At 55.4% G+C, this 16,230-nt stretch carries 15 protein-coding genes; 7 read left to right on the top strand and 8 right to left on the bottom strand.

The features are described 5' to 3' along the window. The first annotated feature begins 109 nt into the window (after nucleotides 1-109). The 4 genes from M495_RS00135 (at nucleotide 110) to ghrB (ending at nucleotide 4,346) form a co-directional block, all read left to right on the top strand. A complete protein-coding gene (locus tag M495_RS00135) occupies nucleotides 110-862 on the top strand; it encodes a sugar phosphate isomerase/epimerase family protein (protein WP_020824656.1) in 753 nt (250 codons plus the stop codon). 5 nt (nucleotides 863-867) lie between these two features. Next, entirely contained in the window at nucleotides 868-1,827 is a 960-nt protein-coding gene (locus M495_RS00130) for a sugar kinase (protein WP_020824655.1), read from the top strand. A gap of 109 nt (nucleotides 1,828-1,936) precedes the next feature. Further along, entirely contained in the window at nucleotides 1,937-3,205 is a 1,269-nt protein-coding gene (locus M495_RS00125) for an MFS transporter (protein WP_020824654.1), read from the top strand. Nucleotides 3,206-3,371: 166 nt separating this feature from the next. Further along, nucleotides 3,372-4,346: a glyoxylate/hydroxypyruvate reductase GhrB gene (gene ghrB / locus M495_RS00120; RefSeq protein ID WP_020824653.1), complete on the top strand. Its 975-nt coding sequence runs from the start codon at nucleotides 3,372-3,374 to the stop codon at nucleotides 4,344-4,346. 47 nt (nucleotides 4,347-4,393) lie between these two features. Here ghrB and M495_RS00115 read toward each other — a convergent pair whose 3' ends face one another. Then, nucleotides 4,394-4,681, bottom strand: a complete 288-nt coding sequence (locus M495_RS00115) for a type II toxin-antitoxin system RelE/ParE family toxin (RefSeq protein ID WP_020824652.1) — start codon at nucleotides 4,679-4,681, stop codon at nucleotides 4,394-4,396. After that, a complete protein-coding gene (locus M495_RS00110) occupies nucleotides 4,671-4,919 on the bottom strand; it encodes a CopG family ribbon-helix-helix protein (protein ID WP_012004528.1) in 249 nt (82 codons plus the stop codon). The genes M495_RS00115 and M495_RS00110 overlap by 11 nt, the downstream gene beginning before the upstream one ends. A gap of 186 nt (nucleotides 4,920-5,105) precedes the next feature. On the opposite strand from M495_RS00110, the gene M495_RS00105 reads away from it, so the two are divergent. Together M495_RS00105 and M495_RS00100 are read left to right on the top strand one after the other, a co-directional pair. Continuing rightward, on the top strand, nucleotides 5,106-7,175 hold the full coding sequence (locus tag M495_RS00105) for an alpha-amylase (RefSeq protein ID WP_020824650.1): 2,070 nt from the start codon (nucleotides 5,106-5,108) through the stop codon (nucleotides 7,173-7,175). 134 nt (nucleotides 7,176-7,309) lie between these two features. After that, the gene (locus M495_RS00100) at nucleotides 7,310-8,563 is read left to right on the top strand and encodes a valine--pyruvate transaminase (protein WP_041415136.1); all 1,254 of its coding nucleotides are present in this window, start codon (nucleotides 7,310-7,312) and stop codon (nucleotides 8,561-8,563) included. A 36-nt stretch (nucleotides 8,564-8,599) separates the two neighbouring features. On the opposite strand, the gene M495_RS00095 is transcribed toward M495_RS00100, so the two are convergent. The 3 genes from M495_RS00095 to ibpA form a co-directional block, all read right to left on the bottom strand. Further along, complete coding sequence (locus tag M495_RS00095; RefSeq protein WP_020824648.1) at nucleotides 8,600-10,258, bottom strand: putative transporter; 1,659 nt, start codon at nucleotides 10,256-10,258, stop codon at nucleotides 8,600-8,602. A 224-nt stretch (nucleotides 10,259-10,482) separates the two neighbouring features. Further along, on the bottom strand, nucleotides 10,483-10,911 hold the full coding sequence (ibpB, locus tag M495_RS00090; RefSeq protein WP_020824647.1) for a small heat shock chaperone IbpB: 429 nt from the start codon (nucleotides 10,909-10,911) through the stop codon (nucleotides 10,483-10,485). A gap of 128 nt (nucleotides 10,912-11,039) precedes the next feature. Beyond that, entirely contained in the window at nucleotides 11,040-11,453 is a 414-nt protein-coding gene (gene ibpA, locus M495_RS00085) for a small heat shock chaperone IbpA (protein ID WP_020824646.1), read from the bottom strand. A gap of 303 nt (nucleotides 11,454-11,756) precedes the next feature. On the opposite strand from ibpA, the gene M495_RS00075 reads away from it, so the two are divergent. Beyond that, nucleotides 11,757-12,101: a YceK/YidQ family lipoprotein gene (locus tag M495_RS00075; RefSeq protein ID WP_041414075.1), complete on the top strand. Its 345-nt coding sequence runs from the start codon at nucleotides 11,757-11,759 to the stop codon at nucleotides 12,099-12,101. A 36-nt stretch (nucleotides 12,102-12,137) separates the two neighbouring features. On the opposite strand, the gene M495_RS00070 is transcribed toward M495_RS00075, so the two are convergent. The 3 genes from M495_RS00070 to M495_RS00060 form a co-directional block, all read right to left on the bottom strand. Next, on the bottom strand, nucleotides 12,138-13,418 hold the full coding sequence (locus M495_RS00070) for a DUF3748 domain-containing protein (RefSeq protein WP_020824643.1): 1,281 nt from the start codon (nucleotides 13,416-13,418) through the stop codon (nucleotides 12,138-12,140). Nucleotides 13,419-13,464: 46 nt separating this feature from the next. Further along, nucleotides 13,465-14,757, bottom strand: coding sequence for an MFS transporter (locus tag M495_RS00065; RefSeq protein WP_041414073.1), 1,293 nt, complete (start codon nucleotides 14,755-14,757; stop codon nucleotides 13,465-13,467). Between the two features lie 72 nt (nucleotides 14,758-14,829). After that, a complete protein-coding gene (locus M495_RS00060) occupies nucleotides 14,830-16,149 on the bottom strand; it encodes an MFS transporter (protein ID WP_041414071.1) in 1,320 nt (439 codons plus the stop codon). Nucleotides 16,150-16,230: the final 81 nt, after the last annotated feature.

The raw sequence follows: 16,230 nt of genomic DNA, 5'->3' as shown, positions 1-16,230 counted from the left end.
TTCGTGATTGCGATCATATTTTTACACTCTGTCGCTTTCGCCTGGAACCGGTACCATTTAACGTGTGGTTAACAGCAGCGGTGGGATAACGCCACCTCAGGAGCAAAAAATGACAAGAGAAATTATCGTGGTGACCGGTGCCTACGGCACCGATACCGTCCAACAGCTCGGCGGCCAGACCGCATTATTGCCGATCATTGCCGATGCCGGCGCCGACGGTGTAGAGATCCGCCGCGAACTGTTTTCTACCCAGGAGCTGGAAAACCTGCCGGCACTGGCTCAGGCCATCGAACAACAGCAACTGTTTGCCGTTTACTCTGCGCCTGAGGCTCTGTTCACTCCACAACATACGCTCAACCCGAACCTGCCGGCACTACTGGCGGAAGCCCAAACGCTGAACGCGCGTCAGTTGAAACTCTCGCTTGGACATTACCAGCCGGGCTTCGACTTTACCGAACTGAAAGTGGCACTGGAGCAACATCCGGTCAGCCTGGTGGTCGAGAACGATCAAACGCCTGACTGCGGGATTTTGTCGCTGCTCAACGCCTTTTTCCACGCCGCAGAAGATAACCGTCTGCCGGTCAGCATGACGTTCGACATGGCCAACTGGCACTGGGTGGGGCAAGACGCCTTCGCCGCCGCCGATCGCCTGGCCCGCCACGTCAGCTACGTTCACGTTAAAGCCGCAACTCATAGCCTGAAAGGCTGGCGTGCCGTGGCGCTGGATGACAGCGATGGCAAATGGCGCGATCTGCTGACTCGCCTGCCGCTGGACGCACCACGCGGCATTGAATTCCCACTGCAAGGTGACAGTCTGGAAGACGTGACCCGCTACTACGTTAACCTTTTGCGCGCGGAGTAAACATCATGACAACGCTGACTACCGCGCATCGCGCGCAACTGGACGTCGTCACTCTGGGTGAAGCCATGGCGATGTTCGTGGCAACCCAAACCGGCGATCTGGCGGAAGTGGACAACTTCACCAAACGCATTGCCGGCGCCGAGCTGAACGTCGCAATCGGCCTGGCTCGTCTGGGGCTGAACGTCGGCTGGGTCAGCCGCGTCGGCAACGACACTTTCGGCCGCTTCACCCTGCAGCAGTTGAAAAAAGAAGGCATCAACGCCCAGCAAGTGACGGTGGATGCTAATTATCCGACCGGTTTTCAGATCAAATCTAAAACCTCCGATGGTACCGATCCCAGTGTGGAGTATTTCCGCAAAGGCTCGGCGGCCAGCCACCTGTCGGTCGACGACTTCAACCGCGATTACTTTGGTTCCGCACGCCACCTGCACCTGAGCGGCGTGGCGGCAGCGCTGTCCGGTCAATCGCTGGCGCTGTGCAACCACGCGGCGCGCGAGATGCGGGCGATGGGCAAAACCATTTCATTTGACCCCAATCTGCGCCCGGTGTTGTGGTCCAGCCAGCAGGTGATGACCGAGCAGCTGAACAAGCTGGCGTTTGCCGCCGACTGGGTGCTGCCGGGGCTGAAAGAAGGGCAAATTCTTACCGGCCAGTCGACACCGGAAGGGATTGCCGATTTTTATCTGGAGCGCGGCGTACAGGCGGTGATCATTAAAACCGGCCCGGACGGCGCCTGGTTTAAAACCGCAGCGGGCGATCAGGCGGCGGTAGCCGCAATCAAAGTCAGCAATGTGGTGGATACCGTAGGTGCAGGAGACGGCTTTGCCGTCGGGACCATCAGCGCCCTGCTGGAAGGCAAAACGCTGAAACAGGCGGTGCAACGCGGCAATAAAATCGGCTCGCTGGCCATTCAGGCCATCGGTGACAGCGAAGGGTTGCCGACCCGCGCGGCACTGGCTGAATAAATATAACAAAACAATATCAGTTAATAGCCTTCTCCGAACGGCTGATGTCTCTGGCCCTACAACCAGATCCGCCGGGAGAGCACCACGACACCACTGAAGGAATCTGAACATGACCAAAGCGACTATCGCGGCTAAACGCTGGTGGTACATCATGCCCATCGTGTTTATCACCTACAGCCTGGCCTATCTCGACCGAGCCAACTTCAGCTTTGCCTCGGCGGCTGGCATCAATGACGATCTGGGCATCACCAAAGGCATGTCATCGCTGCTGGGCGCGCTGTTTTTCCTCGGCTATTTCTTTTTCCAAATCCCGGGGGCGATCTATGCCGAACGCCGCAGCGTTAAAAAACTGATTTTCTGGTGCCTGATCCTGTGGGGCGCCTGCGCCTCGCTGACCGGCATGGTCAGCAATATCCCGATGCTGGCGGCCATCCGTTTTATCCTCGGCGTGGTGGAAGCCGCGGTGATGCCGGCAATGCTGATTTACATCAGCAACTGGTTCACCAAGTCCGAACGTTCGCGTGCCAATACCTTCCTGATCCTCGGTAACCCCGTCACCGTGCTGTGGATGTCGGTGGTTTCCGGCTACCTGATCCATGCCTACGGCTGGCGTGAAATGTTCATCTTTGAAGGCATTCCGGCGGTGATCTGGGCCTTCTGCTGGTGGGTGCTGGTCAAAGACAAACCTGCACAGGCCAAATGGTTGAGCGATGACGAAAAGCTGGCCCTGCAGCAGCAGTTGGAAGAAGAGCAGAAAGGCATCAAGGCGGTGCGTAACTACAGCGAAGCCTTCCGCTCACGCAACGTGATCCTGCTTTGCGTCCAGTACTTCGCCTGGAGCATTGGCGTGTATGGCTTCGTGCTGTGGTTGCCTTCTATCCTGCGCAGCGGCATGGAAATGGGCATGGTGGAGGCCGGCTGGCTGTCGGCGGTACCTTACCTGGCAGCGACCATCGCCATGATCCTGGTGTCCTGGGCTTCGGACAAAATGCAAAACCGTAAGCTGTTCGTCTGGCCACTGCTGCTGATTGGCGCGCTGGCGTTCTTTGGTTCTTATGCCGTAGGCGCCAACCATTTCTGGATCTCTTATGCCCTGCTGGTGATTGCCGGTGCGGCAATGTACGCCCCTTACGGGCCGTTCTTCGCCATCATTCCCGAGATGCTGCCGAAAAACGTCGCCGGCGGTGCCATGGCATTGATCAACAGCATGGGCGCGCTGGGTTCCTTCTTCGGTTCCTGGTTCGTCGGTTACCTCAACGGCGCAACCGGCAGCCCGGCAGCTTCGTATATGTTTATGGCCATTGCGCTGCTGGTGGCCGTGGTGGTGACGCTGATCGTCAAGCCCGCTCGCAACGAGGCTCACCCACAACTGGCTTAGTCTCGTTATAATTTATTTTCTGTTGAATATACCCAATGGATTTCAGGCTGCAGCCAGGCGACAAACGAACTTCCCCCAGGCGCTGACTTAAGTAAGTCACTGGGGGAAGTTCGAGCAGTTAACAACGCTGCAGTCTGAAAGACGAAGGGTATTGCTGGAGTAAGTGATGAAGCCTTCTATCGTGTTATACAAAAGCATTCCCACCGATCTGCGTGAACGACTGGAACAACACTTCACCGTGCACGCCTTCAACGGGCTAAACCCGGAAAACCGCGATGAGTTGCGCCAGGCGCTGCAACAGGCAGAAGGGATCATCGGTTCCGGTGGCAAAATTGATGAGGCTTTCTTGCAGCAGGCACCCAAACTGCGCGCGGCTTCAACCATTTCCGTCGGTTACGATAATTTCGACGTTGACGCGCTTAATGCCCATAACGTGCTGCTAATGCACACCCCAACCGTGCTGACTGAAACCGTCGCCGACACCATCATGAGCCTGGTTTTGGCGACAGCTCGTCGCGTGGTAGAAGTGGCCGATCGAGTGAGGGCCGGCGAATGGCAAGGCAGCATCGGGGCAGACTGGTTTGGCGTTGACGTGCACCACAAAACTATCGGCATCCTCGGCATGGGTCGTATTGGTCTGGCGCTGGCGCAACGTGCTCATTTCGGCTTCGGCATGCCGGTGCTGTATAACGCCCGCCGCACTCATGAAGAAGCAGAGCAGCGTTTTAATGCCCGCCGCTGTGACCTGGATACCCTGTTGGCCGAATCCGATTTCATCTGCATTACGCTGCCGCTGACCGACGAAACTTTCCATATGATTAGCCGTGACCAACTGGCGAAGATGAAGAAGAGCGGCATTCTGATCAACGCCGGCCGTGGTCCGGTGGTGGATGAAGCGGCACTGGTTGAGGCGCTGCAAAACGGCACTATTCATGCCGCCGGGCTGGACGTGTTCGAACAGGAACCGCTGCCGGTATCTTCACCGCTGTTGATGTTGCCGAACGTAGTAGCGCTGCCGCATATCGGTTCTGCGACCCATGAGACCCGTTATGGCATGGCCGCCTGCGCCGTGGACAACCTGATCGCCGCGCTGACCGCCAAGGTCACAGAAAACTGCGTTAACCCGCAGTTGTTGAAGTAGTAACGTTCATGGGTGCCAGTAAGCAAGAAACTGGCATCCATGCAAAATCACCAACACCTTTTGGGCGGACGCCTGCGCATATGAAATATTCTCAGGATATGTATTTCATTGTTTTTAATTCTGTACGGGATCAGGTACGGGAAGGTTTTCATCACAATTTCCCGGGTGCCCATCACCCTGCCTGCCCTGCCGAGGGCCGGGTTTGAAACCAGCAAATTCACTAAGCGAAAAACCTCCCTGGCAAACTCTGTCGCAACCTGAGGACTCTCTTGATAAAACCAATCATATTCGTCATCAAAATTGCTTGCGGCTTTCCTTAGCCATTTAATTTTCATCGTTAACAATCACCCCCATCTTCTTGAAGCGGGCTTCCATTTCATCGTCAGAAACAAAATCTCCCTGATCCGCCTCAATAATTGCCTGCTGAGTTTCAGCAATTTGCCAGGCTTCACGGTTAATAAAATCTCGGATGGCCTGCCCGGCCAAAAACGATTTAGTCCTGCCGGTCGCTTTGGCCAAAGCTTCGAGCTGCTCACTGAGATCTTCCGATAGTCGAACGGACATCACGCTCATAGATCACCTCACACTACAATGTATACATTGTAATATAGATTAAAAAATCACCGGATAACAGCTTCACCTCCCCCTGCCTTCTCCTCCCTGAAAATCTCGCGCCGGGATGAGGCTATTTTTTCATCGTTCGTCACACTGGGCGTTACCCTACGATAAAAACGCTTCCTGCCACGCGTAAGGAGAGCCATGAAACGCCTGACCCTTCCCCTGCTGATGCTGCTGTCGCCTGCGGCAATGGCAAACTGGACGCTGCAAAGCTTCCCAGCCTTTGACGGTACTTCCGCCGACGGCTTGTTCACCAGCCACGCCACGCTGCCCAAAGGCGAACTGCCGCTGAAAATTTACCAAGACCAGCAATGCTGGCAGCCAACTGCGCCGGTCAAACTGAACCAGACGTTGTCACTGCAACCCTGCGGCGATAACCCGCCGGTTAACTGGCGGCTGTTCCGCACCGGGGAATATCAGGTGCGCATCGACACGCGCAGCGGCACGCCGACGTTACAACTCAGTCTGAAAACCGCAGCGGAAATCGCCACTGCCGCCGCCACGCACACCTGCCAACGCTGGGACGGTAAACCGGTCACCCTTGACGTCGCGGCAACCTTTGACGAAGGCGAATTGGTACGCGATTTCTATTCAGGCCAAACGGCAAAGGTCAGCCAGGGCAAAATCACCCTGCAACCCGCCGCCGGTAGCGGTGGATTGCTGTTGTTGGAATCTGCCGGTAGCGAAAAACCGGCGCCCTTCAATTGGCACAACGCCACGGTGTATTTTGCCCTTACCGATCGCTTTGAGAACGGCAACCCGGCCAACGACCACAGCTACGGACGCCGCAGCGACGGCATGCAGGAGATCGGCACCTTCCACGGCGGCGATCTGGCTGGCCTGATGAACAAACTGGATTATTTGCAACAGCTTGGCGTCAATGCGCTGTGGATCAGTTCGCCGCTGGAGCAAATCCACGGTTGGGTCGGCGGCGGCACCAAAGGAGACTTTCCGCATTACGCTTACCACGGCTATTACGCGCTGGACTGGACCCGACTCGATGCCAATATGGGCAGCGAGCAAGACCTGCGCACGCTGGTCGATCAGGCGCACCAACGCGGTATCCGCATTCTGTTTGACGTGGTAGTGAATCACGTCGGCTACGCCACGCTGGCAGATATGCAGACCTTCCAATTCGGTTCGCTGTATCTGAAGGAGGAAGAAATCGAAAAAACGTTGGGTAAACATTGGGGCGACTGGCGACCAGGCCCAGGTCAAAACTGGCACAGCTTCAACGATTACATCAACTTCAGCGATAAAGCGGGCTGGAGTTCATGGTGGGGCAAAAACTGGATCCGTACCGATATCGGTGACTACGATCCACCCGGCTATAACGATCTCACCATGTCGCTGGCTTTCCTTCCGGACATCAAAACTGAAGCGCCCGGAGCCAGTGGTCTGCCCCTGTTTTACCGCCATAAACCCGATACCGCCGCGCGGGAGATTCCCGGCGCCACCACACGCGACTACCTGACCACCTGGCTTAGCCAGTGGGTACGTGACTATGGCATTGACGGTTTTCGCGTCGACACCGCCAAGCACGTAGAAAAACCAACGCTGGCGCTATTGAAACAGCGCGCCACCGCAGCTCTGGCAGAGTGGAAAGCCGCCCATCCACAACAGGCGCTGGATGATGCTCCTTTCTGGATGACCGGCGAAGCCTGGGGCCATGGCGTGATGAAAAGCGACTATTACCAGAACGGCTTCGACGCGATGATCAATTTTGACTTCCAGGATCAGGCTTCCCAGGCCTTGGCTTGCTTCTCCAACATCGATGCCACCTACCGACAGATGGCCGACAAGCTGCAGGATTTCAACGTGTTGAGCTACATCTCCTCGCACGATACCCGGCTGTTCTTTGCCAGCGATGCTAAAGGGTCGCTAACGCTGCAGCAGCGCGCTGCCGATCTGTTGCTGTTGGCACTCGGTGCGGTGCAGATTTACTACGGCGATGAAAGTGGCCGTGATCTAGGCCCTACCGGCTCAGATCCGTTGCAGGGTACCCGTTCCGATATGAACTGGGCCGAGTTGCAGGGTAGCAAAGCTCCTCTGTTGGCACACTGGCAGCGGCTGGGTCAATTCCGCGCTCGTCACCCGGCGATCGGTGCCGGCACACAGCAGTCGCAGCAAACGGCACACTACTATGCTTTCAGCCGTCGGCTCGGCGACGATAAAGTGATGGTGGCCTGGGTCGGCGATCGGTCACAATAATTCAGAGAGATATGCTGCTAAAAAACCATCGGGTGAAGTTTACTCCCGGTGGTTGTTTTATGAACCGCATTGCACCGGAAATTGTCTGGCGGTATGGTGGGGTATTACCTGCTAAAAACAATACAGTTGCACCTATGACTTTTTCACTTTTCGGCGACAAATTTACCCGTTACGCGGGCATTACCCGTTTAATGGATGACCTGAACGAAGGCCTGCGCACCCCCGGTGCCATCATGCTCGGCGGCGGTAATCCAGCGCAAATTCCAGAGATGGAAAGCTACTTCAAACAACTGTGCCAGGACATGCTCGATCAGGGCAAACTGACCGAGGCGCTGTGTAACTATGACGGCCCGCAGGGCAAAGACGCCCTGCTTAAAGCGCTGGCTAATTTGCTGCGCGATGAGCTGGGCTGGCAGATCTCGCCACAGAACATTGCACTGACAAATGGCAGTCAGAGCGCATTTTTCTACTTGTTTAACCTGTTTGCCGGGCGCTATGCCGACGGCAGCCGTCGCCGCGTGCTGTTTCCGTTGGCGCCGGAATATATCGGCTACGCCGATGCCGGGTTGGACGAGGGGCTGTTTGTTTCGGCCAAGCCCAACATTGAGCTGCTGCCGGAAGGTCAGTTCAAGTATCACGTTGACTTCGAACATCTGAATATCGGCGACGATATCGGCATGATCTGCGTGTCGCGCCCAACCAACCCGACCGGTAACGTGATCACCGACGAAGAGCTGATGAAACTCGATCGGCTGGCGCAGCAGCGCAATATCCCGCTGGTGATCGATAACGCTTACGGCGTACCCTTCCCCGGCATTATCTTCAGCGACGCTACGCCGCTGTGGAACCCGAACATTATCCTGTGCATGAGCCTGTCGAAACTTGGCCTGCCCGGCTCGCGCTGCGGCATCGTGATCGCCGATGAGAAAACCATCGGTGCCCTGACCAACATGAACGGCATTATCAGCTTGTCGCCAGGCAGCATGGGGCCGGCCATGGCAACGGAAATGATCGAACGTGGCGACCTGTTGCGACTGTCAAACGAGGTGATCCGTCCGTTCTACAAGCAGCGCGTCGAGCAGACTATCGGCATTATCCGCCGCTATCTGTCGCCGGAACGCTGCCTGATCCATAAACCGGAAGGGGCGATTTTCCTGTGGTTATGGTTCAAGGATCTGCCGATCACCACCGAGCTGCTGTATCAGCGCCTGAAAAAGCGCGGCGTGCTGATGGTGCCAGGCCACTACTTCTTCCCGGGGCTGGAGCATGAATGGCCGCATACTCATCAGTGCATGCGGATGAACTACGTGCCGGATCCGGAGAAAATTGAACGTGGCGTGGCGATACTGGCGGAAGAGATCGAGCGTGCTCATCAGGAAGCTGGCTGATTTGAATAAGGGGCGCTCAGACAGCGCCCCAAAGCCTTACATTGCCCAGAACAGCACCGCCAGCAGCTGCGGCGACATGATGCGCAGGAACATCGCCAACGGATATACCGTGGCGTAAGACAGCGCGGCAGCGCCGCTGGTCGGGTGCAGACCGTTAGCAAAGGCCAGCGCTGGCGGATCGGTCATTGAACCTGCCAGCATGCCGGACAGCGTCAAATAATTCATCTTGCCCACCATCCGCGCCAATACGCCAACGCTGAGCAACGGAATTGCGGTGATCAGTGCACCGTAACCAATCCACGCCAACCCTTCGCCATTAATCAGGGTATCGACAAAGTTGCCGCCCGACTTCAGCCCCACCACCGCCAGAAATAGCACGATACCCAGTTCACGCAACGCCAGGTTAGCGCTGGGCGGCATAAACCAATACAGCTTGCCAATGCTACCGATACGCCCGAGTATCAAGGCCGCAACCAGCGGCCCACCGGCCAGGCCCAAGCGCAACGCAGCAGGAAAACCCGGTATAAACAGCGGCACAGATCCCAACAGTACCCCCAAACCGATACCGATAAACACCGGCAGCATTTGCACCTGCTGCAGCTTCTGTTGGGCATTGCCGACAATGGCCGCCACCGCCTCGATGGACTCCGGGCGGCCAACCAGATTGAGGATGTCGCCGAATTGCAGCGTTACATTGCTGCCTGCCACCAGTTCAACCCCCGCGCGGTTGAGGCGCGAGATCACCACGTCGTACTTTTGCTTCAGGTTCAGATCGCGGATTTTGCTGCCCAAGACTTTTTCATTGGTCACCACCGCCCTCACCACCTGCAGTTCCGTCCCCCGCGTTGACAGCGAGACGTCAACCTCTTCGCCAATCACCAACCGCGCATTTTCCAGACTTTCGCGTTTGCCCACCAGATGCAGATAGTCGCCCAGCTCCAGTCTCTCGAGCGGCGCCGGTACCATCAGCAACTCGCCGCGTTTCAGGCGTGAACAGATAATATCCTCACCGTTCAGCAGCGGCACATTCTTGATCGCCATCCCTTGCAGGTTCGGGTTACGCACCGCGATATTCATGGTTTGCAGCAGCTCGCGCTGGTTGCCCAGGCTGCTTTCAAAAGCCTGAGCCTCCCGTTCGATATTGATGCGGAAAAACAGGCGTATCAGCCACATCACCAGCAGAATGCCGCAGATACCGAACGGATAGGCCATGGCATAGCCCATCCCCATGCGATCGACCATTGCCGGATCTGAGCCCAAATCGGTAAGAATTTGCTGCCCGGCGCCGAGTGCGGGGGTATTGGTGACAGCACCGGAGAACACGCCAAGAATGATCGGCAGCGGGACGTCAAACAGCTTGTGAACCACCGCCGCGACCACCCCGCCTACCAGCACCAGCAAAATGGCGAAGCCGTTGAGCCGCAACCCGGACACCCGCAAAGAAGAGAAGAAACCGGGCCCGACCTGAATACCTATGGTGTAAACGAACAGGATCAGGCCAAACTCCTGAATGAAGTGCAGCATGTCGCCATTCAGACTGAGCTGCCAACTCTGGGCGAAATGCCCGACGATAATGCCGCCAAACAGCACCCCGCCAATCCCCAACCCAACCCCATACAGCTTCCAGTTACCCATCCACAGCCCGAGAACGGCCACCAACGCCAACATACTGACGGTCAGGGCGATTTCGCTCATAGGTCACATCCTTGCCAGAAGTTTAACAACCGGTTTGCGGTCAAAGTCACACAATTAACAGGGATTTTGGCATAGGTAGGAAAACGCGACTGTGGGTTAAGCCACATAATGCAACGGGGGAAGCCCGTTTGGACTTCCCCCGTCGATACCTTTCCTCTTTCAGGCCGCCGTACGAACCTCTGTGGCCTGAAATGCATAGGTAAAACTATAAATTTTTCAAAGCGTTATTTTGATTCTAACCCCGGCGTGGTGCCGATGGCGATACGCTGTGGCTGCAGAGCTTCTGGGACATGACGCACCAGATCGATATGCAGCAGGCCGTTTTCAAACTTGGCCTCAGAGACCTGCAGGTGTTCAGCCAGCGTGAAGGTCAGGTTGAAGTCTTTGAACACCAACCCCTGATGCAGGTATTCCACCTGTTTTTCTGGCGGTGTCGGCTTGCCACGTACGGTCAGGCGTGGGCCTTCTACTTCAATATCCAGTTCACTTTGTTTAAACCCGGCTAACGCCAGAGAAATGCGGTAATGGTTGTCGTCGCTTTTCTCAATGTTGTAAGGCGGGAACCCCTGTGGCTCCTGGCCGCCCATTGAACTGGCCAGTTTGTCGAAACCAATCCACTGACGAAGCAAAGGTGAAAGATCGTAATTACGCATGATGTAAACTCCTTCTATGAAGCGAGATTTTACCCGTAGCTTGAAATTTATAGGGTAAATTAAGGTATGCCCCCTGTCGGCAGGCATTAACATTTCACCAGCGAGACGTTTCGCCGATGAAATATGAATTATTTAATTTCTATACGACGCGGTTTTAATGTTTCCGGTACCAGGCGTTCCATATCGATATACAGCAACCCGTTTTCCAGTTTGGCGCCTTTAATTTGGATATGCTCGGCCAACTGGAATTTACGTTCAAAGTTTCGCTCGGCAATACCTTGATATAAGTAGGTTCTTTCCGCTGGATCGTTATTATGAGCGCCTCGGATTATCAGCAGATTATCCTGAGTGGTGATCTCCAGCTCCTGTTCGGCAAATCCGGCCACCGCGATCGCAATGCGGTAATGATTTTCATCGACCAGCTCAACGTTATAGGGTGGATAACCGCCATTGCTTTGGCTCTGACCTGCCTCCAACGCGTTAAACAAACGGTCAAACCCAATAGCGGAACGGTAAAGCGGTGAAAGATCAAAGTTACGCATAAAACAGCCTCCTAAGGCACTTCAGCGAGGTTGAATAATTAAGCCTTCCATCATGGACAGACTAAATAGCCAGAATTCCCTTACGGCAAATTCTTAATTTGGCCTTGATAAGAAAATGGGGGTCGCTTTCACCATTTCAACCGCTCACGATCAAAAAAATGACAATCAGTTCGGCGAAAGTTTTTTTATCCCTTACAATAAAGTGAGACAACCGCCACAGAGCGGGTCCTTGCTCCTTTTAAAACATCCAGAGGATGTTATAGATCAGCAGATTTTGGGGAACAGCACCCTGCAGGATGGAAAATGAAAACGATAAGAGTCATAGCAACCAGTTGCATGCTGTTAGCGACCAACGGCTGCTCCAGCGTAATGAGTCATACCGGCCCTAATCAGGGTTACTATCCTGGCACCCGTGCCAGCGTGGATATGCTGAAGGACGACAATACCAGCTGGGCAATGATGCCGCTGGTGGCGTTGGACCTGCCATTCTCGGCGGTGATGGATACCGTATTACTGCCTTACGACTACATGCGCTCCGGCAGCGACAGCACCGCAGACTCACCTAAAGCGCGTATTTTGCGCGGCGAAGAGCAGAACCTGGCCGCTAGCGGCGATCCGGCCCATGCCGCTACGACCACACCCCAGTAAAATATTCTGATGCGGGCTTCTCGCCCGCACCCTCGATCAGGCTTCAACCACAAAAATCTGGCTGAATCCGTCGACCTCGCGCATAAAGGCCACTTTGTTTCCATCCGGTGAAAATACGATAGCATCGCCCGATGGCGGTAGCGCCGTCCGCTGAGTCAGGCGCTGCATGCGGCCGCTGGCCACCTCGCACAGCATCAGGCTGTTGTCACACACCAGCGCAATCCGCCCCCCCTGTGGATGCCAACTAAACGCCGATTGGATCCCCTGTTCACCACGAGTGACCTGCCGCGGTTCACCGCCGTTTGGCGAAACCGTCCACAGCTGTACCACACCCGCATCATCCTTCATTAAACAGGCAATCATGCTGCCATCGGGCGAGCTGCGCAGCCAGTGACGAGGGGCGGTTACCACGCCTGGATAACGACGCTCGCCGGTAAAGGTCAACCGCCGTTGGTGCACGCCCCGCGGTGGCGCAGGCAAGCTGTTTGCGGTCCCCTGCAGCGGCCGGGAACCTGCCCTGGCGTAATCAGCGTCATCCTGCGGCAAATCCACAATGAATACTTCCGGCAACTTTTCACCGTGATGAGAAAGAGTGTCGCCGATAAATGCCAACGCCCAGCGCTGCTGACGCCCATCGGGCCGTACATAGCCCCTTTGCCCGACCCAGCCCTCTTCATAGGCGCGGTTAATCTGATCGCTGCCGGGTTGGGGTTGTGGCGTGGTCTCGCTCACCAGCACGCAGTAATGGCTGCCGTCATATTCACGAGGATGCTGCTTCGGCGGGTTCACTCCCTGTAACGGTACGGCCACGCCAACGTTACGCAGGTCCTGCGCCCGATCCAGTTCGTGCATGACGTGGTCGTTATAGGTAAAGCTCAGGCGACTGCCGTCCGGGCTGAACACGTGTACGTGAGTGCCGCCACGCAGTGCACCCGGCGTATAAGGGGGAGTGATGTCCATCGCATCAAGGGTAATGGCCAGTTCGCGGTCGGGTTCGCTGACGATCACCCCGCGGCGATGGTGAAAATCGTAATGCCAGACGCTGTCTGGGTGTTCAGGCCCATGAATGAAAGCATAGCGGGCGGGTTCATCCGGGCTGACGGTCACTACCCCAACGTGGGCGCCCTGTTGCGCGCGATACACGACTTCGACTACGCCGGTATCGACATTCACCCGCTCGATGCTCAGACCGGTGAAGAAGGCACCGTTCGGGCGTACGTCGTAAGCCAGCCACTGGCTGTCCGGCGTCCAGACATTAATATTGGTTAACTGATGCCCACGTGGGTCAAAAGTCAGCTGTTTTTCCCGATGGCTCATGGCGGCTCCCCTGCGCATGCTGGCACTGAGCCGCCATCTTACCGGATCACCCGACGCGTTTCACATCACCCACCAACAGCAGGTACGACAGCGCACCAATCAATGCCACGACGGAGATATAAATCAGCGAAGGAGCAAAACCATAATCCTGCGCCAAATATCCCACCACCAGTGGTACGGTGATGCCACCCAGCCCGCCGACAAAGTTGAAAACCCCGCCGGTCAGGCCAATCAAGCGGGTAGGCGCCAGCGATGACACCAGCGACCAGGTGATGGAAGCGAAACCGTTGCCAAAGAACGCCAGTGCCATCAGCACCATAATCCACAGCGGATCATTGGTGTAATTTGCCCCCATGATGCAGGTGGAAAGCAGCAATCCGCAGATAATCGGCGTTTTCCGCGCAAAACCGATAGAGCGGCCGCTGCGTAGCAAACGATCGGCCACGAAGCCGGATAGCAAGACGCCACAAAATGCGGCCAGAAATGGCACCGTAGTCATAAAGCCTGCGGTCAGTGCGGCGATATGCTTTTCCTGGGTCAGGTAGTTAGGGAACCAGGTGAGGAAAAACCACAGCGTAGAGGTAATGGCAAACTGGCCGATATAAACCCCCACCAACTTGCGGTGGAACACCAGTTTCCAATCGGCGGCGGTGAGCGCCACGCGGCTTTTCTTTTCCGATGCAACGTCGCCGTCGACCATGCCGCCACCGGCTTGAATATATGCCAGTTCGGCAGCGTTCACCCCTTTGCTGTTGCGCGGTGATTGGTACACCCGCTGCCATATCAGCGCCCAAACGATGCCGATACCGCCAGTGATAATAAATACCCAGTGCCAGCTCAAAATTTCCTGCACCCATATCAGCAGCGGCGTCAGAAACGCCAGCCCGACAAACTGACCGGATGTATAAAACCCAACCGCCGATGCACGCTCCTGCTCGGGGAACCAACTGGTGACTATCCGGTTATTGGTGGGAAACGCGGGCGCTTCAAATAAGCCGGTCACTGCGCGCAGACCGATCAGGGATGCCAGACCGCCAGCAAATCCCTGCAGCAGCGTGGCGATCGACCAACCCATGATGGCAATAAAATAGGTTAGTTTTGACCCGACGCGATCCAGAAACCAACCGCCGGGGATCTGACACAGAGTATAGGTCCAGGCAAAAGCCGAGAAAATATAGCCCATCTGCGCCTTGCTGATGCCAAATTCCTGTTGAATATGCGCCGAAGCTACCGCCAGGTTGGCGCGGTCGACATAACAAATGACTACGGTGACAAATATCATTAATAGCGTCAGGTAGCGGCGTTTACTTCGTGGTGTTGAGGTCAAGGTTGTGTCCATTCTTGTTATTCCGTTATTTTTCGGATTTTAATAATGGTGAGAAGAAACTGTAGGGCAACTCACCAGCTGAAATTACAAATGATGATTAATGGTTTTTATATTCTCAGGCGAGACTGTACTTTTTCTTTGCCTACCCAGTTTTATGCCCATCACGCCGCCGATAATTAATGCTATAGCGACAATAATCAGCGCTGCCGTATAACTGTCGGTTACGTCCTTAATTCGCCCCATCACCGGTGGAAAAATAAGTCCGGCAATATTGGCCACCGCATTAATCAAGGCGATCGATGCCGCACCGGCAACCCCCGCCACCGTTTCTGTCGTCACGGCCCAGAATATGGGAGTGATCGCCCAATTCAGACCCACGGTCAGCACCAGCAGACCGTAGGCCAGGATCAGGTTATGGCTGTAAATCGCCAATAGCAGCAATCCCCCGGCGACCATCAGTGGAAGCCCAAGGTGCCAAGAGCGCTCCTTGGTAAGATCGGAATGCCTTCCGTTCAAATACATAAAGAGACAGGCGAAAAGGAAGGGGACCGCGGAAAGCAGACTAACAATAAAATTGCTCTGCTCGGCCACCACGCCCTTAACTATCAGAGGTAAAAACAGCGTGATGCCTATGGTGCCGAATGCCTGCAACAACCACAGTAAACTCAACGCCCACACGCGTTGGCTTTTCAGCGCCGCCTTCCAGCCATGGTGGTGGCCCAGAGTCGCCTGCCCAGATTCATTCGTCAGGGTTTCGGCTAACCATGCACGCTGTTGTGGCGTCAGCCAGCGCGCTTTCTCCGGCGCATCGTCAAGGTAGAAATACACCATGATACCCAGTGCCATCGCCGGAATGCCTTCCAGCAGGAATAACCAGCGCCAGCCTTCAATTCCGAAAAAACCATGCATGCCGAGGATGGATCCGGATATCGGCAACCCAATCACCGAAGCCAATGCAGCACCTATATAAAACAATGACATCGCACGTGCACGATCGCTGCGGGGATACCAGCAGGAGAGATAATAGATAATCCCAGGGGTAAACCCGGCCTCCGCAATACCCAGCAAGAAACGCATCGCATACAGCTGATTCGCGGTTTGCACCAGGCTCATGCCGGCGGCGACAACCCCCCAGGTGATCATAATGCGCGCGATCCACAGTTTGGCGCCCACGCGGGTTAATATGACGTTGCTCGGCACCTCGAAAATAATATAAGAAATATAAAATATACCGGCCGCAATGCCGTACATTTCCGCCGTCATGGCCAAATCGGCATTCATCTGCAATGCAGCCACGGAAATATTTGAGCGATCTATATAAGCAACCAGGTAAAGAATCATAATGAAAGGTATGATTCTTATATTCATTTTTTTAATTATTGAGGAGTACAGATCGTTATTCATCGCCTACCCTCACATTCTATTTTGCAGGTGTGCATCTCGCCTGACAGCAATGACAGGCGAGACCTGATCGAGGTATCTTTT

Origin of the sequence: Serratia liquefaciens ATCC 27592, from assembly GCF_000422085.1 — a bacterium.
Taxonomy (GTDB): domain Bacteria; phylum Pseudomonadota; class Gammaproteobacteria; order Enterobacterales; family Enterobacteriaceae; genus Serratia; species Serratia liquefaciens.
This window is presented reverse-complemented; position numbering and strand designations above follow the sequence as displayed.